The following is a 19,902-nucleotide window of genomic DNA, read 5'->3' as shown; positions in this document are numbered from 1 at the left end:
TACTATTTCTTAAAAAGAGAGTCAACGAACTCACGCTTATTGAAAAGCTGGAGATCTTCCATACCCTCACCAAGTCCAATGTACTTAACAGGTACCTTCAACTGATCAGAGATACCGATAACAACACCACCCTTTGCTGTACCATCCAGCTTGGTGATGGCAAGCGAAGTGATATTGGTAACAGCCGAAAATTGCTTAGCCTGTTCAAAGGCATTCTGACCAGTACTGCCATCAAGAACCAGCATTACCTCATCAGGTGCATCAGGAAGCACCTTCTTCATCACTTCCTTAATCTTCTTCAACTCGTTCATCAGGTTCACCTTATTATGAAGACGACCGGCTGTATCAATCAGAACTACGTCAGCACCGTTAGCCTTAGCACTCTGCAGAGCATCAAAAGCCACACTGGCAGGATCGCTACCCATCTGCTGTTTTACAACAGGCACCCCGACACGTTCGCCCCAAATACAGATTTGCTCTACAGCAGCCGCACGGAATGTATCGGCAGCACCGAGATAAACTTTCTTGCCAGCCTTCTTAAACTGGTAAGCCAATTTGCCTATGGTGGTAGTCTTACCTACACCATTCACGCCAACCACGAGAATAACGTATGGTTTATGATCGCTAGGCAAATCCCAATCATCATTATCATCAGAATGATTCTCAGACAAGAGATTGGCGATTTCGTCACGCAAGATCTGATTGAGCTCTGAAGTAGAAACATATTTATCACGTGCTACACGCTCTTCGATGCGACGAATGATTTTCACGGTAGTCTCTACACCAACATCAGAAGTGATGAGAACTTCCTCCAAATCATCAAGCACATCGTCATCTACGGTCGACTTACCAGCCACCGCACGAGCTAATTTTCCGAAAACACTCTCTTTGGTTTTTTCCAAACCCTTATCGAGAGTTTCTTTTTTCTTATTACTGAAAAATCCGAATAATCCCATTATTTATTTTTTATAGCTATAATTTTCTGCAAAGATACGAAAAAAAATGTATACATCTGCCATTTGAGGCGAAACTTTTCAATTAATTTTTATTTATATTGAAACCTTTAGCCAGTCCACCCTCACTCGTTTCCTTATAAAGAGAAGGCAAATCATGTCCTGTCTGGCGCATCACCTCCACCACTCTATCAAATGAAACACTATGATGACCATCAGAGAAGGAAGCATAGAGATCTGCATCCAAAGCACGGGCTGCCGCAAAGGCATTACGCTCAATACAAGGAATCTGAACCAAGCCACAAACAGGATCGCAGGTCATTCCCAAGTGATGTTCCAAACCCATCTCGGCAGCATATTCTACCTGTGCAGGACTTCCGCCAAAGAGCTGACAGGCTGCAGCCGAAGCCATTGCACAAGCCACACCTACTTCACCCTGGCAACCAACATCTGCACCACTGATAGAAGCATTATGCTTCACGATATTACCCACCAATCCGGCAGTAGCCAAAGCACGAAGGATGCGCTGTTCACTCATGTCATGGGCCGTGTGCATATGATAAAGTACCGCTGGCAACACTCCACAAGCGCCGCAAGTTGGAGCAGTAACAATGGTACCACCCGAAGCGTTCTCTTCACTTACTGCCAAAGCATACGAATAAACCAATCCTCTACTCTGCAAAGAGGCACGATAGCCCCTTGCCTTGATAAAATAAGTAGCAGCCTTGCGCTGAAGCTTGAGAGGACCAGGCAATACGCCTTCATGATCCAATCCATTACGGATGGACTGTTTCATTGTTTGCCAGACAGTACCGAGGAAATTCCAAATATCACTACCCTCACATTTTTCTACATATTCCCAGAATGCTCGGCCGTTATCATAACACCATTGCTGAATCTCGTGCATGGTATTCAAATCATATATATCTTTAGCCCCCAACTCATCATGGCCATCTGTGCCATCAGAAAGAGCACCACCACCAATACTGTAAACCGTCCACTCTTCAATAATATCACCATTCAGATCTTTACCCACAAACTTCATCCCGTTTGGATGGAAAGGCAGGAAGGTCTGTGGCTCCCAAATGATGTGAACTAACTTATGCGGCCTGAAGACCTCCTCAATAGCAACATCAGTCATGTGCCCCTTACCAGTAGCCGCAAGACTTCCATAGAGGGTAACTTCGTAAGTAGAGGCATTTGCACAACGTTCCATAAACAGCTTTGCTGCACGCTGAGGTCCCATGGTATGACTACTGGATGGTCCCTTACCTATTCTGTACAATTCCTTTAAAGATTTCATCGTAATAATGTTTTTTTCAGTTATTTATAGATTTTATTTTACTTGTGTAGCCTTGAGGATTACTACATCCTCTAAAGGTCGGTCGTTATTTTCTTTGTTAGTGGCTACATTCTGAATTTTGTCTACCACATCCAAGCCTTCCAGCACCTCTCCAAAGACGGTATAGCCGTTATCGAGATGTGGCACACCTCCATGCTTCATATATCCTTGCTGAATCTGCTCAGAAGGAATGGCATAGTTCTTACCCTCGTTCTTCATTTTGTTGACGGTATACTCCATTTGACGTGGAGAGAAATTGCGACCCCAAGTGATATAAAAATCAGTAGAAGCCGAAGCCTTGGTTGGGTTATCATCATCTCCTTCACGAGCAGCACAAAGCTGACCGCGTTTGTGATAGTATTTAGGATAAATGATTTCTGCTGGCACGGTATAATCAACATCAAACTTTTCAACCTTTCCTGGAGTCACCTTTCGGGTCGAATAGTCACCACCCTGTATCATAAAGTTCTTGATAACTCGCTGGAAGATGCAGCCATTGTAAAATCCGGAATTCACAAGTTTCAGAAAGTTATCTCTATGCTTCGGTGTATCATTATATAACGCCACAAGAATATTGCCCATATTGGTTTCGATCATCACCTGATGACAGGTTGGATCATGAGGAGTTTCCCAAGGCAAGAGTTGCATGGTACTATCCAGAGCTGCCTTGTCCATCAAATTTCCTTTTGAACCCATATTTGCATTTTGAGCATGAACGGCTGTTGCAGTCATCATGAGCAAAATAGTGAATAAAGAGAATACTTTTTTCATTTTTTCTTCAATTTTTACCCTTATTTATGTTATCGAGTGCAAAGATAACGATTTTATTCTAAAAAGATGAGTGTTTCTCAAACTTTCTTTATAACTTTGCGTCTGAAATACAACTTTACGTCTTATTTCTTGCTTTTCAGTAGAATTACATGACGGTCATGGCATTCTGAATCTGGGATTTCAGGAATCTGAGTAAAGAATTTATAAAAAACAATATACAATGAATAAGAAAAGACTATATATCCTCTTCATGTCGGCCTGTCTGATGATGACCCATGCATACGCCCAACAAATCAGTTTCGGGCCTTTGCATAGTCTTGACAGTCCTCGTGAAGATTGGATTTTGCCAGGCGATACCATTCTACAGGATGGCAACAAGATGATTTATAGCGGAAAGCCTATGCAGAACTCTTATGTTCCGTTACGACATATCAATGAATCCGCATCTAATGGACTTGCTCCAACGGCAGTATACAGTTCTGCACAAGATAGCCTTCAGACAAGTTTTTGCCTTTCCAATCCTACTCCAACCGATTACGGATATGGATGGGGAGATTACGGTTGGGGACTTCATAAAGGACTCAATATGTCGGTTGATCTTTCTGCCTTTGCCACCTTCGGCAAGCATGCGCCTCATCGTGGCGGGTTTACCCAGACGATAGATGCCACCTATCTTACACCACTCAGTAAGGACGAAAAGTTATGGATGGCATTGGGCGTTTATCTTACAAATACCAATTATGGAGGCGACAGTTATCATGACGGTGGTCTCTATGGCATTCTGGGATATAAAATCAACAAGAATTGGGAGGCTTACGTATATGGTCAACTGAGCGTTGCCAATAATTACAACTCAATCTATGGCAGATATGCCGGTTACGGTCCATACGGATATGGTGCCTACGGTTACGGTCCTTATGGCTTTGGAATGCATCCAGGTTATTGGAGCCACGGCATTATGCCTGGAGGTTATGGCATGGGAGTACCGGGAGCCAACGTGTTAGGCGGTGGCATCAGATACACCAATGACAAGAAAACATTCTCCATCGGTCTGAATGTAGAAGGTATCTGGTATGACAATAAAACTCCTTCTTATTTCAAGAAATACGATTATCCTACGCCAAATAATACAGCAAAATAAAAAAAAACGCCCTGAAAAAGCAAGAGCATTAAGTATCAATGCTTCTGCCTTTTCAGGGCGCTTTACCATGCTATATGAATCCCCTTTCTTCAAAGGATTATTCAACAAGAATCTGAACGATGCGTTCTGCCGATCTTCCATCCCATCTGTCAGGAATACCTGCCTTTTTCCATTCACCATTCAATATCTTTTCCATCGCATTCTGCAATTTTTCAGGGTCCTCTGCCACCAGTTCATTGGTACCTACAGTCACAGTCTCCATGTGCTCGGTATAACTGTTGAGCGTAATGCAAGGCACACCATTGAAGGTTGCCTCTTCAGCCACATTACCGGAATCTGTAATGACGCCCATCGCATGAGCGGTAAGATATGAGAACTCGAGATAACCCTGTGGTTGTACCACCATAATGCCCGACTGATGATCGGCAACATCCTGATAAGCCTTGAATGCCAGAACGAAACCCAATGCCTTACCACGCAATGGAGCAACCACTTTGATGCCTGCCTTTCGAGCCACGGAATCAATAACTGTGATAAGACTCTTCATCTCATCAATGTTATTGACTATCGCCTTACGATTTAGGGTCAGCACCATATACTTGCCTTCTTCCAGATGCATCTCATCCATCACCGCAGGACGCTGCATGCGCTGCTGTAGGAATCGGATATTGTCGATAAGCACATTACCTACCATATACACCTTGGAAAGCTCAGCTCCCTCTTTATTGGCAATACTGTTATTGGAAATACCAGCGGTAAAGAGAATGTCAGAAAGCCCATCAATCACAAGACGATTGATTTCCTTTGGCATCGTAATATCAAAACTGCGGGTTCCTGCAGCAATATGAGCCAACTGCACGCCCTGCTTCTTGGTTACGATAGCAACAGCCATGGTAGAAGCCAGGTCATCAACAACGATAACTACATCCGTAGGATGATCCTGAAGATAACGCTCGAATTGAGCCATTACCATACCCGTCAGTTCATTCATATTCTCGCAATCCACCTCAAGGAAAACGTCAGGACTCTGAATATCCAAGTCAGTAAAGAGAGACGCTTCCAGTGTTGGATCATCCTTTCTTCCTGTATAAACCAATTGATATTCTACATCAACGCCCGACTTCTGGGCATTGCGAATGGCTCTAATGACTGGTGCCACCTTAATAAAATTTGGTCTGGCACCAGCTACAATACATATATTCTTACTCATTTTTTATAATAAAGTACCGTTTATTAAAAATCAACCTTTAAACAAATCTTTGATACCACCAATAGATCCCATCAGATTAGTAGCCTCATAAGGCAGGTAAACCACCTTATTATCCTTACCCTGAGCCACTTCCTGCATCATGGCAATATACTTCTGGGCAAGAAGATAGTTGGCAGGATTAGTACTCTGTCCCACAGCTTCTGTAATCTTCTGAATGGCAATAGCCTCTGCCTCTGCCTTGCGGATACGGGCTGTTGCCTCACCTTCAGCTCTGAGGATAGCCTGCTGTTTGGCAGCCTCTGCCTTGTTGACGATGGCAGCCTTCTCACCCTCAGAAAGCAGACGCTGCTTCTCTTTCTCACCTTCAGAGGTAAGGATGGTGGCACGTTTGTTACGTTCTGCCTGCATCTGCTTCTCCATTGCCTGCAACACGCTTTCCGGTGGAGTAATATCCTGCAACTCTACACGGTTCACCTTGATACCCCACTTATTGGTAGCATCATCCAGTACCGCACGAAGTTTGGTATTGATGGTATCACGAGAGGTCAGGGTCTGGTCCAATTCCATCTCACCTATGATATTACGAAGAGTAGTCTGAGTCAACTTCTCGATAGCATTTGGCAAATTGTTGATTTCATATACACTCTTGAATGGGTCTACAATCTGGAAATACAGCAAGGCATTAATCTGCATCTGGATATTATCCTTAGTAATCACATTCTGTCGGTCGAAATCATATACCTGTTCACGGAGATCAATGCTGTTGGTATAAGTATATCTTCCATTTCTCATAGCCACGATTTCCTTGGCATGATCGATAAAAGGAATGATGATATTGATACCTGGCTTCAAGGTGGCGTAATAACGTCCCAGACGCTCAATGATTTTCGTTTCACTCTGAGGAATGATAACGATGGTTTTCTTAACCACGACAAGTGCGAGCAATACGAGAGCCGCAAGTACATAAATTCCTATGCTCATGATGTTTATGATATTAAGTGAATAATTATTATTTCTACCTTTATAATTAATTCTTCCCAGAAAACAAGAATTAAACTTTTTCTACTTTCAGAATGATAGACTCATGTCCCAGCACCCTTACTCGCTGACCCACCTGCAAGTCTTCAGTACTATCAGGAGCCTGTGCCTTCCAGTCATCGCCATCAAGTTTCACGCGTCCGAAACCGCCAGCCACGATGGTTTCACTCACTTCTCCAATCTGTCCAGCCAAAGCATCATAATTGCTCTTTCTGTTATCTGCCCCATGTCTTATTGCCTTTACAAGATGTGGTCTAATCAAGAGAATGCTCAATACCGAGCAAACGGCCCATACCACTACTTGAACCCAGAAGGGAGCATCCATCACGGCCACAGGAATACTGATTAAAGCTCCGATGGCAAAGCACGTAACATAGAAGTCACCCGAAGACAACTCCAGTATAAGGCAGATGAACATGATTACTGTCCAGAACAGCCAAAGATTTTGTGAAATATAATCCATCATAGTTGTTAATATTTAGTGAATACTACTTTCTTCTTTTAGTTGTTTTATGAGTAGGCACCTTCCAGGTTTTCACGGTCTTGGAGGTAGAAGTAGCCGGCTTGTAATACTTCAAAGCCTCTGGCATTTCCTTCTGAAGAGCAGCAATACGCTTGGCGTCCGAAGGGTGATCACTGAAGATATCACTCTGGTTGGCGCTCTTACCTTGCGACATGCGCTGCCAGAATGGAATTGCCTGCTGAGGGTCGTAACCTGCCATGGCAGCAAAGATAAGTCCCATGTAATCAGCCTCAGTCTCGTTGTCACGGGAATATTTCAAGTTGCGGAAAGAGAAATACTGTCCGGCTACGGCACTAGCCACATCGCCAACGCCATTACCTACAGCCTGATTCAACACACTACCCACAATGGCAGTACCTACCTGCTGGTTCTGCTGCTTACTCAACTGCTCGGCACTATGCTTAGCCACGGCATGCGCAATTTCATGACCTAACACAATAGCCAGACAAGTCTCATTCTGAGTATAAGGTAACAAACCTTCGAAAACAACGATTTTACCGCCAGGCATACAAAATGCATTGACGTTTTTATCTTGTACGAGATTAAACTCCCATGCATAATTCTTCACATCATTGGCAAAGCCATTATTCTTCAGGTAAGTTTCTACAGCATTAGCCAACTTTTTACCTACACGTTGCACCATGGCAGTATTGGCAGCGTTTGTCGACTTTTTAGCCGATGCCATATATTTGGTGTATTCCTGATTAGACAAGCTCAAGACCTGCTCATCGGATACCGAGATGCGATGAGTTCTACCAGTAAGAGGCACCTGCTGAGTGGTACCACAAGATGACAGCGCAAGAATTGTAACTGCTGTCAAAGCCATCATTTTAATACTTTTCATTTTTACCTATAACTTTTTAAAATATTTACACTGCAAATTTAATATATCTTGCTGAAACCACCAAATAATTCAACAAAAAACTAAACAAAAATTCTCATTTATTTCAATAAGGTATGACCTTTTATCCTTCTATCGTTAATATTACCTAAAAATCAACCACCTTTCTTGCTCCTTTCCAAGAATATCATTACTTTTGCGAACGATTATCACGGGGTGCTGAAAATTCGGCTGAGATTATACCCATTGAACCTGACACAGATAATGCTGTCGCAGGGATTCGATATAAGCTTATCATGATAGAGCCCCTATTCCGTGCAACTTCTGCTAGGATTAGGGGCTTTATTCATACCGGACTTTCTCAAGAACAGTTCTCCGTGTTGATTACATATTATTATTAGGAGTAAACAACGATGATTATCATTGATGGCGAAAGATAAACATCTTTCTTTTCCCATGATGAATATCATCATAAAAACGAACTGTTATGAAAGTAACTATCAACAACAAAGAGACAGAAACTCAGGCAAAGAACGTAAAGGAACTTGCCCAGGAGCTCGACCTTCCTGCTACAGGTTGCGCTGTAGCCATCAGTAACGAAATGGTGCCACGTGATGAATGGGAAAACCATCTCATCCAGGAAGGGGCCGACATCGTGATTGTCAAGGCATTCTGCGGAGGATAAGCTACAGTTTATAATTTATAGTTTACAGGACTATGGCAAAAATACCTTTAGACAGTTTTCAACTGCAGTTCATCTCTCACCAGAATGAGAAGATGACTTATCTGGATGGCATCCACGAGGCGATAACAGGACTCTGCAGATGGGTTCAGCTCCGCATGAAGGATACCTCTGATAATGAAGTGCGCCCCATCGCCTACAAAGTGAAGGAATGGTGCAAGATCATGAATGTTACCTTCATCATCGACGACCGCGTGGAACTGGTGAAAGAGGTGGGTGCCGACGGCGTGCATCTGGGCAAGAACGATATGCCGATAGCCGAGGCCCGCAAGATTCTGGGCGACGACTTCATCATCGGCGGAACGGCAAACACCTTCGAGGATGTGAAGGCTCACTATGAAGCTGGAGCCGATTATATCGGTTGCGGTCCGTTCCGCTTCACCACCACCAAGGAGAAGCTCTCGCCTATCCTCGGTCTTGAAGGATATCACGAGATCATCCAGAAGATGAAGGCAGAAAATATCGATATCCCTATCGTTGCCATCGGTGGCATCACCAAGGAGGATATCCCCGAAATCATGAAGACGGGAGTTAACGGTATCGCCCTCAGCGGCAGCATCCTCAATGCCAAGAACCCGGCATCAGAAACCCATGATATCATGGAAATGATGAAGGAATTCAGATAAGCAAACATTAAAAATAACAATACAAAAAAAATGGAAAAATTAGTAATTGCAGGACGAGAGTTCAACTCCCGCCTCTTCCTCGGAACAGGAAAGTTCAACAACAACCAGCTCATGGCTGAAGCCATCAAGGCTTCTGAAACAGAAATGGTAACCGTTGCCATGAAGCGTATCGAACTCGAAGACAAGCAGGACGACCTGCTCTCTCATATCGTGCAGAACCCAAATATCCAGCTCCTTCCTAACACCAGTGGCGTGCGCAACGCCGAGGAGGCTGTATTCGCAGCACAGATGTCTCGCGAAGCTTTCGGAACCAACTGGCTCAAGCTCGAAATCCACCCAGACCCTCGCTATCTTCTTCCTGACTCAATCGAGACGCTGAAGGCTACTGAGAAACTGGTAAAACTCGGTTTCGTGGTATTGCCATATTGCCAGGCAGACCCTACCCTCTGCAAGCACCTCGAAGAGGCTGGTGCTGCTACCGTGATGCCACTCGCTGCACCTATCGGTACCAACAAGGGTTTGAGAATGAAGGACTTCCTGCAGATCATCATCGAGCAGGCTACTGTTCCAGTAGTAGTAGATGCAGGTATCGGTGCGCCTAGCCACGCTGCCGAGGCCATGGAGATGGGTGCCAGCGCTTGCTTGGTCAACACAGCCATCGCCGTTGCAGGAGACCCTGTAGAAATGGCAAAGGCATTCAAGGAGGCAGTAGTATGCGGTCGCCGTGCTTACGAGGCTGGTCTCGGAGCCATCAGCGATTGTGCCGAGGCAAGTTCTCCACTCACCGCATTCCTCAACGACTAATATTACACATTATTTATATATAGTAACAACGACATTATAATGCCAAACGATAAGAAAGCTTACGCCCAGAGAGAAAAGGCGTATATGCAGGGAAAACTTTTCCCACAGATCAAGGTTGGAATGACCAAGGTAAACCTCACTCCTACTGTTGTGAAGGATGAGCGCGGCATTCCACATACAGAGCCAAACGCTCCGGTTTACATCTACGATACCAGCGGTCCTTACAGCGACCCTAACTATCAGGTAGATTTGAAGAAGGGCTTGCCAAGAATGCGCGAGCAGTGGATTCTCGACCGCAACGATACCGAGCAGCTCAAGGAAGTTACCAGCGAGTATGGCAAGCAGCGCCTTGCTGACCATAGCCTCGACCACCTCCGCTTCGAGCACATCCAGTTGCCTCGCCGTGCTCAGGCTGGCAAGCACATCACTCAGATGGCTTATGCCAAGGCTGGCATCATCACTCCAGAGATGGAGTACGTGGCTATCCGCGAGAACATGAACTGCCAGGAGTTGGGCATCGATACCCATATCACCCCTGAATATGTGCGTGATGAGATTGCACGCGGACGTGCCGTTCTTCCTGCCAACATCAACCACCCAGAGAGCGAACCGATGATCATCGGCCGCAACTTCCTCGTGAAGATCAATACCAACATCGGTAACTCTGCCACTACCTCCAGCATCGAGGAAGAGGTGGATAAGGCTGTATGGTCTTGCAAGTGGGGAGGCGATACCTTGATGGACCTCTCTACCGGCGACAATATCCACGAAACCCGTGAATGGATTGTGCGCAACTGTCCTGTACCAGTAGGAACCGTGCCTATCTACCAGGCTTTGGAGAAGGTAAACGGCAAGGTAGAGGATCTAAACTGGGAGGTATTCCGTGATACCCTCATCGAGCAGTGCGAGCAGGGTGTTGACTACTTCACCATCCATGCCGGCATCCGTCGCCACAACGTGCATCTCGCCGATAGCCGTCTCTGCGGAATCGTGAGCCGTGGCGGTAGTATCATGAGCAAGTGGTGTCTCTATCACGACCAGGAGAGCTTCCTCTATGAGCACTTCGACGATATCTGCGACATCGTGGCACAGTACGACGTAGCCCTTTCTTTGGGCGATGGTCTGCGCCCTGGCTGTATCGCCGATGCCAACGATGCAGCCCAGTTTGCCGAGTTGGATACCATGGGCGAACTCGTTACCCGTGCCTGGGACAAGAATGTACAGGCATTCATCGAGGGCCCTGGTCACGTGCCATTGCAGAAGATCAAGGAGAACATGGAGCGCCAGCTCGACCACTGTCACGAGGCACCATTCTACACCCTCGGCCCATTGGTTACCGATATCGCTCCAGGTTACGACCACATCACATCAGCCATCGGTGGCGCCCAGATTGCATGGCTCGGCACCGCCATGCTCTGCTATGTAACACCAAAGGAGCACCTCGCCTTGCCTAACAAGGAAGATGTGCGCACAGGTGTGGTAACCTATAAGATTGCTGCTCATGCAGCCGATTTAGCTAAGGGTCATCCAGGCGCAACCATCCGCGACAACGCCCTCTCCAAGGCACGTTTCGAGTTCCGCTGGAGAGACCAGTTCCACCTCTCTCTCGACCCAGAACTTGCCTTGAAGTATTTCGAGGAGGCAGGTCATACAGACGGTGAGTACTGCACCATGTGTGGTCCAAACTTCTGCGCAGCCAAGTTGACACACGATTTGAGAAAGTTTAAAAAGTAAGAAAATGTTTTCAGACGAATTAAAGAATATCAGTTGGGAGGAGACCACGGAGCGCATTGCTCGAATGACCGATAATGATGTGCGCCGTGCCCTTGCCAAGGACCATTGCGATGTAAACGACTTCATGGCGCTGATTTCACCGGCAGCCGAGCCATACCTGGAGGTAATGGCGCGTCTTTCCCGCAAATATACCGAGGAGCGATTCGGCAAGACCATGTCGATGTTCATTCCTCTCTACATCACCAATTCATGCTCTAACTCCTGCGTGTATTGCGGTTTCCATCGTGAGAATCCGATGGCTCGTACCATCCTCACCCCAGAGCAGATTGAGAACGAGTATAAGGCCATCAAGCAGTTGGCTCCATTCGAGAACATCCTTCTCGTTACGGGCGAGAACCCGGCAAAGGCTGGCACCCCTTATCTTGCCAAGGCCATCGACATTGCCAAGAAGTATTTCTCTAACGTGAAGATTGAGGTGATGCCGCTCTCTACAGAGGATTACAAGACCCTCGCCGACCATGGTATGAACGGCGTAATCTGTTTCCAGGAAACCTACAACCACGAGCACTACAAGCTCTACCACCCACGTGGCATGAAGAGCAAGTTTGAGTGGCGCTGCGACGGTTTCGACCGCATGGGTATGGCAGGCGTACACTCCATCGGTATGGGTGTGCTCATCGGCTTGGAGAAGGAGTGGCGCACGGATGTTGTGATGATGGCTCATCACCTGCGCTACCTTCAGAAGCATTACTGGAAGACCAAGTACAGCGTGAACTTCCCTCGTATGCGCCCTGCACAGAACGAAGGTTTCCAGCCAAACTGCTATATGACCGATAAGCAGTTGGCACAGGCAACTTTCGCCATGCGTATCTTCGACCACGATGTAGATATCTCCTACTCTACCCGTGAGCCTGCCTACATCCGTGACAACATGGCAACACTGGGTGTCACCACCATGTCGGCAGAATCAAAGGTAAATCCTGGTGGTTATCATACCTATCCTCAGGCATTGGAGCAGTTCACCGTAAGCGATGAGCGTACCGCCAAGGTAATCAATGCGAGATTGAAGGAATTGGGCAGAGAACCAGTTTGGAAGGATTGGGATGCCTCATTCGATTTCTTCGGAAATATCGCAAACGGATAAAGAAGATGTAATTAAACAGAATAAAAAAAAGAGTGTATCATAAATTCATGACACACTCTTTTTTTGTTAATATTCTCAGACTGACGCCCCTATAATAGATCATTTCAGATGGATGGTCTGTGTTTTCCCCGTGATATCAGTTACCACGGCGATCCCTCCATCACGAATCTCGACCTTCTCATATTTGGCATCAACTATCACCTTGCCTTTTAAGGTCATAATACCCCAATATCTTGGAATCTCTTCAAAGGCACAATAGGCACCAACAGGTTGCGCTATGCTGCGATAAAGGGGTGGCACGACAACTCTGCCATCCACTTTTATGCCCCATTTCTTTCCAGCCTGATATAATTCCACATGTCCTGCTACAGACTTTTCATGCAAAAGGATCATCTCGCTTGCTTCCTTTTTCTTCTCCTGTAACATCATCTCATCAAAGTATTTCTTGCCAAGGCGAGGCATTACAATATGAAGATCTTCATTTTCATTCTTTGGGTTATTGCATCCAATATAGGTCTTCTTCAAATATGAATCCACCAGGTAGTAGTCCTGCTTGCTGTCCATAACCACGATACAACCACAATGAAGAGTGGCACACTTCCAATACACATGTTCATAATCACCACGCAAGAAACATACTCGATTACTATCTATAGTAGCCTTCATCATCAAGCCTTTGCCTCCTTCATAATAGTACCATTCCTGGCAACCACTATCTACTAAATAATTATAACGATATATCAGGTAATCCCCAAAATTGAACAGGTCATATTTGGAAGGGCAATATGGCCAAGAGAAATGTTCGTAGGTGCGAGACATATAAACATCTCCATATTTGATGAACTCCCAACCTTCTAGCGTAACCACCTTTGGAACATCGTAAACATTGGGACCATCGTCAATAATAGCTCCAGACAACAGGTCATAATAGCAGACCTCCTTTCTGCGATGTCGGTAGAACAGGATGTTGCCATCCAACAGCTTCATGTCACGGTAATCGCCTGGCTCCAAGACTTGTTCTCCCTGCCGGTTCACTACCGTCATCTTCCCATCAGGAAGCTTGATGATGGCAAACTCCCCTCTACTGTCCACAAACTCTCGATAATGCAGCGTCTGGAGCAACTCCTCATGGCTCACCACCATCTCCATTTCCGAATCAGAATCATCCTGATGCCCCTCTTGCTCCTCACTTCCCTGGAAAAACGCTCTTTCCTTGGCAGTCTCCTTCTTCTTGCCAACTTTCAGCTTTCCTTCAAACATCGCATTCCAGTTCCATACCTGTGATGGCAATCCGAACACCCGGTATAATCCCACGTTATCTATCATCACACAGCTCTTCTTTCCCCTGGCTACTCGCAATCCTCTTCCTACCATCTGCAGATACTTGGCAAGCGACAAGGTAGGACGAGCCAACTGCACAAACTCAATATCCGGACAGTCAAAGCCCTCCGAGAAGATATCCACATTCACCAATACTTGTATAGGAGCAGCCCCATCAGCAGCCCGCAAACAAGTAGCACCCAGGCGGTCCCATCCCGCACAATCTGGCGAGGGCTTTGATGCCTCCTTTAATGCGCCAGCCGACAAAAAATCTGGCGAGACCTTTGATGGTCCGCCATCCTTAGAGCGTAGCGGTTCCGAGCGACGAGGAGGAGCGGTTACATCCCCTGTCCCCTGAGGGGAAAGGGGCTTGGGGAAAGAGGTGGAGCCTCCCTTAAGGGTAAGGGAGGACGGGTGGGTTTTCGAAAAATATTGAGAAGTATTAGAAGAAGCTTTGAATCTTTCAATAAGTTCTTTTCGTAAAGAACTTGGCGTTTTACTATCAATAGCAACAGCCGCGATGCCGTGTTCTCTGTAGAACTCGGCAATAGCATTAGCATGACTGATATTGATGGCATACACGATGCCCTTCCTGTCTTTGCCATACTTCTCAAAACTTTTATAAAGCCTTTCAATGCTCGGTTTCTTGTTCAAAACCCGATCCATCTCCTTGTTCTGATAATCACCATCTGCTCCTCGCTTCTGCAAGGAATCAATGAGCCCTTGCGTCACACCATCCGATTTGATGCTCACGAAATCGTATGTCGCCAATCTTCCCTTGCTGATAAACTCAGGAACACTCCACGACTGCACCAATACGTCAAACAAATCCGTGAATCCCTTACCATTCAATCGGCAAGGTGTAGCCGTCAGTCCCAGGAATTTAGCTTTCGGGAATCTATCCCACATTCCCTTGTAAGTCTTGGCAAGCGCATGGTGCGCCTCGTCAATCACTATCATTCCCGGTTCTTCCTCTATCTCGTCATAGTGTTTCGACAACCATTGTATCGACACAGCCTTTATAAGTGAAGAACGAAGAGTGAAGAGTGAAGAATCCAACGGCTTTTCTATCAAATTGAAAGAAGTATCATCCTCTTTTTCAGCAAGGCGGTTTACACCGCACAAACAATCTGGCGAGACCTTTGACGCCCCCTTTAATGCGCCAGCCGACAAACAATCTGGCGAGACCTTTGATGGTCCGCCATCCTTAGAGCGTAGCGGTTCCGAGCGACGAGGAGGAGCGGTTACATCCCCTGTCCCCTGAGGGGAAAGGGGCTTGGGGAAAGAGGTGGAGCCTCCCTTAAGGGTAAGGGAGGACGGGTGGGTTTTCGAAAAAACTCTTTGAATGGTTTCTCGAATCTGAGAAACCAACTCCCTTCTATGGGCAACAATCCAAACATGACAATTGGAATGTTCCCTCAAAAACGATTCTACGACCGAAGCGAGTAGAACCGTTTTTCCCGTACCCGTTGGCATTTGTGCCATCACGGACCGATGAAGGCGCAACGCCTTCTCAATCCGTTCCTTCATATCCTCTTGGTAATCAAAAAGCTTGATTACATTCATATTTTCAAATTATAATTAAATATTGTTATATTTTCGCCATATTGTTTGACTACTCCGGATAATATCAGCGATACCAATAGATTCTCTTTGAGAATGCCATGACTACAGCTCTAGGTAGTAAACTCATCAGCATAGCCCATTGATTGGTCTATGCTAATAAACATATTCTAAAACACCAAGAAATTCCTTCAACTTTAAATCTTTGTTAATTTTACATAGAGATATATCATATATATGGAATATATTATGTATCTTTGCAAAAAGTAGAACCATTTAAATAAATACATTTATGAGTACAGTTTCAGTAACACCTTCCAAAAGAAAGATCATCGACTTAAAAGATGATACTTTTAAGACCCTATCCATAATGGCTATTCAGAAGGGAACCAACCTCAAAAACTATATTGAGGATATACTTAATGGTATAGCCGAGGATTACGAAGATGCAAAGCTCTATGCCAAATTAAGAAAAGAGCAGCCAGAGGGTCTCATCCGTGCCAATAAAGAAGAACAAGAAGATTTTGAAAAGTGGTTAAGCGTATGAAAATCGAATTTTCTAAAGCCTTTATCCGCAATTCGCAATAAGTTCAATAAGACAACAGATGTATTCATATTATTCCACAATACCAGAACCAGCGCATTAAATGCAAATAAGCCAACAAGATGAGCCGAGCTTTTATTCAAAGCTCAGCCAATCTTATCGTATATAATTAAAAAATTAAATTCTAATCCTTTTGTGTTTTCTAGATATGGGTAGGTTTTCGAAAAAAGTTATTTTGTATCGTTATTAGGGTGAAGGATTGCTAAGTATACTCCTTCACCCAAGAAAATCACAATAAATTTCCCAGTTATATCAATCCAAAACGTTTCAACAACTTCATGGAAACATTCTCATAAGAACAAATAGCCTTTTTTATTTCTACCAAATCATTCTTATTAATTTCTGAGTTGACAAGTACAAAACCAATCGCATTTCCTTCTTGGTCTTTACCCACAACTACAAAGAACTTCTTTCTCCCTTCATCTCCTTTATTTTTAGGAATAATACCTTCTTCTTTTGTTAGAGCTTGGTGAAAATCAGCCAAGGACGCATGTTTCGACCTCTACGGTTCTGGTTAAAGTCCTGTATCACCTTTTCGAAGTATTCCTTTGTTTCCATAATTCTGATTTTTAAGAATTCGGATGCAAAGGTAAATACTTAATGTGTTAAAACCTTACGCTGTAATGGTGATATACCTATATATTTACGATCACTATGTAAGCATCCAACCCCTAAGGCAATAGCACTCCATCCCCAGTGTTTACTGGGGATACAGAGTATTTTAAGAAATTAGACTTTTTCGATTTTTAAAGCAGCTTTAACTAAAAGTGCTTCTGTCATCAAGGCATGATACTTCCACTTCAACACATAAATCGGAAGGACAGCTCAAAAACTCTAGACAGAAAAAACTCTGGTTCTTGTCAAACTTCTGATAATACAAATGGCGCATAGAATTAATACGTTTTTCAATTTGAAGTTAACTTCTTCAAATCGTAATACATGAGGCGCGTATGCAACGACTTGGTCATGTCATAACCAAGATTCTCAGCTTCTTGCTGTTCCGTCGAAAACAAAAACAAGAATTCATTCTTTTGATAAAAATCCAATGGAACCATACAGTTATAGGCATCAACTATCAAAAAACGACATCCAGTTTTATTTTCTTCATCAATAAACCAAGATTTAATGAAATCCAATAATTCTGACCCTATACCTTGATGACGAAAGTCAACATTAATTCCAAGCCTTCCTATAAGTACAGCAGGATACCTACGCATTCGTTTCTCTCTAGGAATATCATGAGACAGTTTACGACCACGACTATTGTAAGTATCCGCTCAACTCCGTATTGCAAATCTCAAAATAATGTTGTACCTTTGCACGGCGGCATCATTTTTCTAATTTTGAGACAAGAATACGCAATTTAGCCCTCCATCAGCACAAGCTAATGGAGGTTATACCTTAATTTGACTAAATATTAAATTCATTTTTATTGTTCTTCATCTTCCCAAAACTCAGGAAGAAGAGTATAAAGTTTATCCTCAGGCGTAGAATCTATGTGCTTCAACACATAACAAAGCCAACGCTCAGGATTTTTATCTAGCACCTTACATGCTCCAAACAAGGAGTACATCATTGCTGCACGCTTACAAGCATCCAAGTCACGGCAGAACAAATAAGCCTTCTTACCCATCACCATGTCACGGATCAGGCGTTCGGTATCATTGTTATCCAATGGCATATTTGGGATGTCTATATAATTGGTCAACTCTGTATAGTTGCGCAACATATAGTTCAATGCCTGGTATATATTGCTGTCTTTTGGCACATCCAAGATGGCACTTGCAGCCCATAGCTTGAAGTCCTCCCATAGTGGCTCAGCATTGTCCTTCCTGAACTGTGCCTTCTCCTCGCCCTCAAGTTTCTTCTCCTTTATCATTTCCTCAATCAGGTTAATGTTCTGGTAGAAGAGAATACCTATCTTTGCAAGATTAGGATTTTCCTTCAAGGCTCGTTCCATTGGTCTTCGGGCATGAACGACACAACGACACAATATGCGACCATTTATCTTCTTCAGCCAATCATAGCCAGAGTAACCATCACACATCAGCGCCACACCTTTCCAATCTTTGAGGTTGTCCATGATGTCAGCAGTACCCCTACCATGCTTGTTTTTCGTATTAACCATGAAGATTGGGATGCCTGTCGCCACAGAACGATATTGAATCAAGTAATGATTTACCGTCTTATGCTTCTCGCAGTCCAATATCGGGAATGGAGAGCCATCAGCACCAAGCAGCAAACTGGACATTACCCGATCCATCTGCAGATTGTAGAGAGGTTCTATCTTGTCGCATACACCCTGATGCCAGTCATCAACAGTTGAAGGAGCGAGTATCAAGCCATCCTGTTTCATCTTCTTTATCTGCCGGTTAAACGGCTGATGAAGAACATACTTATTACACTCTAACTGTGCCAACAACTCTGCCGAAGCATAACTCTTCCAAAATACGTCCTCATAGCATGGAGACTGCAAGAGTTTCTGCATTGGATCATCCTTGCGACGAACAACAGGACGACGATATGGCTGAACAAAGTAGCGTACTTTGGCTGGCACGATAAACTCCTGCACCTTGCCTTGGTAAACGATTACATATTCATCCTCATGTCCTATATAGCCTTCAGGCCAAAGTACCTTTTCCTCCAAGCGAGGCATATCCTCAGGTATAGGATTTCGTCCATGCCCCTTCTGTTCCTTCTGGCTATTCAAAAGCTTCTTTATAGCCTTGCGCTTGCGATATTCCTCACAGAATTCACGGCACTCTTGGTAACGTTTCTTTTCCTCATCAGTGAACTCAACTGATGCCATTACCTTATCATAGATGGTATCACGTTCTTCCTTACTAAAGACTACCCGCTCACGCTTTTGAGTAAATATCATTCTGACAAGAGAGGCTATCTGCTCGGTCTTAGACTTGCTTTTAGCTTCAACCTTGGCCAGTTTATCCTTGATTTCATCCGTCAAAGACTCATGCGCTTCCTTTGCCGCAAGCTGATACTTCTGCAACAGTTCCTGACCTTTGGAAGAATCCTTGTCACCAAGGGCGATGAACGCCTGCATGAACATGTCAAACATATCAGCCAAACGATTCAGCGCAGTTTTCTCGAAACGGGTTTTAGCTGCAGACATCTGCTGGCGAACCTGTTCACTTACATTTTGGGCGATTGTCTCCGCTTTCTTATCTACATCAGACTCACGCTTATCCAAAGCCTTATTACGTTCCTCCAACTCCTTGGTCTTATCTGCTAATTGAGCTTCCAACTCTTTTCTGATACGTTCTTCTGCTTCAGCAACACGGCGAGCCACCTCCTCGTCAATCAAGTCTTGACGAGTAATGCGCTCCACCTGCAGGTCATGCTCTGCATGCGCTGCCCGATCATTGGCATCGGACAACTGGCCTACGGCATTGGCATATTTCTCTGCCAAAGACGTACTTTTCCCTGTATTTTGTTGCTGTTCAAACATATCGTTTACCTTATTGTTTACCATACAAATTTATATAAAATTTTCGAATTATAAGCAAGTAATATAAAAAACTTGAATGA

Annotated in this window: 17 protein-coding genes and 1 riboswitch; of the genes, 7 read left to right on the top strand and 10 right to left on the bottom strand. The window is 44.5% G+C overall.

All coding sequences use genetic code 11. The annotated features are described in order from the left end of the window. Positions 1 to 2: 2 nt before the first annotated feature. From ftsY to F7D73_RS14800, 3 genes are all read right to left on the bottom strand, one after another. Positions 3 to 956 carry a signal recognition particle-docking protein FtsY gene (gene ftsY, locus F7D73_RS14810; protein WP_153125945.1) on the bottom strand — a complete coding sequence of 318 codons (954 nt, stop codon included), beginning with the start codon at positions 954 to 956 and terminating at the stop codon, positions 3 to 5. A gap of 82 nt (positions 957 to 1,038) precedes the next feature. Beyond that, positions 1,039 to 2,256, bottom strand: coding sequence for an L-serine ammonia-lyase (locus F7D73_RS14805; protein ID WP_153125943.1), 1,218 nt, complete (start codon positions 2,254 to 2,256; stop codon positions 1,039 to 1,041). A gap of 33 nt (positions 2,257 to 2,289) precedes the next feature. Further along, positions 2,290 to 3,066, bottom strand: coding sequence for a peptidylprolyl isomerase (locus tag F7D73_RS14800; protein ID WP_153125941.1), 777 nt, complete (start codon positions 3,064 to 3,066; stop codon positions 2,290 to 2,292). A gap of 220 nt (positions 3,067 to 3,286) precedes the next feature. Between F7D73_RS14800 and F7D73_RS14795 the strand changes: the two genes are divergently transcribed. Beyond that, on the top strand, positions 3,287 to 4,207 hold the full coding sequence (locus F7D73_RS14795; RefSeq protein WP_153125938.1) for a hypothetical protein: 921 nt from the start codon (positions 3,287 to 3,289) through the stop codon (positions 4,205 to 4,207). A 97-nt stretch (positions 4,208 to 4,304) separates the two neighbouring features. On the opposite strand, the gene F7D73_RS14790 is transcribed toward F7D73_RS14795, so the two are convergent. From F7D73_RS14790 to F7D73_RS14775, 4 genes are all read right to left on the bottom strand, one after another. Further along, positions 4,305 to 5,417: a UDP-N-acetyl glucosamine 2-epimerase gene (locus F7D73_RS14790; protein WP_153125936.1), complete on the bottom strand. Its 1,113-nt coding sequence runs from the start codon at positions 5,415 to 5,417 to the stop codon at positions 4,305 to 4,307. A gap of 30 nt (positions 5,418 to 5,447) precedes the next feature. After that, positions 5,448 to 6,398 carry an SPFH domain-containing protein gene (locus F7D73_RS14785; protein ID WP_153125934.1) on the bottom strand — a complete coding sequence of 317 codons (951 nt, stop codon included), beginning with the start codon at positions 6,396 to 6,398 and terminating at the stop codon, positions 5,448 to 5,450. A 70-nt stretch (positions 6,399 to 6,468) separates the two neighbouring features. Then, entirely contained in the window at positions 6,469 to 6,921 is a 453-nt protein-coding gene (locus tag F7D73_RS14780) for an NfeD family protein (protein WP_153125932.1), read from the bottom strand. 22 nt (positions 6,922 to 6,943) lie between these two features. After that, complete coding sequence (locus F7D73_RS14775; RefSeq protein ID WP_153125930.1) at positions 6,944 to 7,822, bottom strand: M48 family metallopeptidase; 879 nt, start codon at positions 7,820 to 7,822, stop codon at positions 6,944 to 6,946. A 199-nt stretch (positions 7,823 to 8,021) separates the two neighbouring features. After that, a riboswitch (TPP riboswitch) is annotated at positions 8,022 to 8,117 on the top strand. A 189-nt stretch (positions 8,118 to 8,306) separates the two neighbouring features. Between F7D73_RS14775 and thiS the strand changes: the two genes are divergently transcribed. The 5 genes from thiS to thiH are packed head-to-tail and all read left to right on the top strand — an operon-like array spanning position 8,307 to position 12,869. Continuing rightward, a complete protein-coding gene (thiS, locus tag F7D73_RS14770; protein ID WP_153125928.1) occupies positions 8,307 to 8,504 on the top strand; it encodes a sulfur carrier protein ThiS in 198 nt (65 codons plus the stop codon). Between the two features lie 32 nt (positions 8,505 to 8,536). After that, on the top strand, positions 8,537 to 9,187 hold the full coding sequence (locus F7D73_RS14765) for a thiamine phosphate synthase (RefSeq protein ID WP_153125926.1): 651 nt from the start codon (positions 8,537 to 8,539) through the stop codon (positions 9,185 to 9,187). Positions 9,188 to 9,217: 30 nt separating this feature from the next. Further along, positions 9,218 to 9,991 carry a thiazole synthase gene (locus tag F7D73_RS14760; RefSeq protein WP_153125924.1) on the top strand — a complete coding sequence of 258 codons (774 nt, stop codon included), beginning with the start codon at positions 9,218 to 9,220 and terminating at the stop codon, positions 9,989 to 9,991. A 39-nt stretch (positions 9,992 to 10,030) separates the two neighbouring features. Then, positions 10,031 to 11,725: a phosphomethylpyrimidine synthase ThiC gene (thiC, locus tag F7D73_RS14755; RefSeq protein ID WP_022121899.1), complete on the top strand. Its 1,695-nt coding sequence runs from the start codon at positions 10,031 to 10,033 to the stop codon at positions 11,723 to 11,725. Between the two features lie 4 nt (positions 11,726 to 11,729). Next, positions 11,730 to 12,869, top strand: coding sequence for a 2-iminoacetate synthase ThiH (gene thiH, locus F7D73_RS14750; protein ID WP_089542782.1), 1,140 nt, complete (start codon positions 11,730 to 11,732; stop codon positions 12,867 to 12,869). Between the two features lie 99 nt (positions 12,870 to 12,968). Here thiH and F7D73_RS16275 read toward each other — a convergent pair whose 3' ends face one another. Then, on the bottom strand, positions 12,969 to 15,755 hold the full coding sequence (locus F7D73_RS16275) for a DEAD/DEAH box helicase (RefSeq protein ID WP_228117764.1): 2,787 nt from the start codon (positions 15,753 to 15,755) through the stop codon (positions 12,969 to 12,971). 289 nt (positions 15,756 to 16,044) lie between these two features. On the opposite strand from F7D73_RS16275, the gene F7D73_RS14735 reads away from it, so the two are divergent. After that, complete coding sequence (locus tag F7D73_RS14735) at positions 16,045 to 16,299, top strand: hypothetical protein (RefSeq protein ID WP_153125922.1); 255 nt, start codon at positions 16,045 to 16,047, stop codon at positions 16,297 to 16,299. A 304-nt stretch (positions 16,300 to 16,603) separates the two neighbouring features. Here the strand turns inward: F7D73_RS14735 and F7D73_RS14730 are convergent, their stop codons facing one another. Both F7D73_RS14730 and tnpC read right to left on the bottom strand, forming a co-directional pair. Next, positions 16,604 to 16,840, bottom strand: coding sequence for a hypothetical protein (locus F7D73_RS14730; protein WP_153125920.1), 237 nt, complete (start codon positions 16,838 to 16,840; stop codon positions 16,604 to 16,606). A 945-nt stretch (positions 16,841 to 17,785) separates the two neighbouring features. After that, entirely contained in the window at positions 17,786 to 19,846 is a 2,061-nt protein-coding gene (gene tnpC / locus F7D73_RS14725; protein ID WP_153125918.1) for an IS66 family transposase, read from the bottom strand. Positions 19,847 to 19,902: the final 56 nt, after the last annotated feature.

Source organism: Segatella copri (assembly GCF_009494395.1).
In the GTDB taxonomy this organism is placed as follows: domain Bacteria; phylum Bacteroidota; class Bacteroidia; order Bacteroidales; family Bacteroidaceae; genus Prevotella.
The sequence above is the reverse complement of the archived record's forward strand: the minus strand, read 5'-3'. Positions and strand labels throughout refer to the sequence as shown.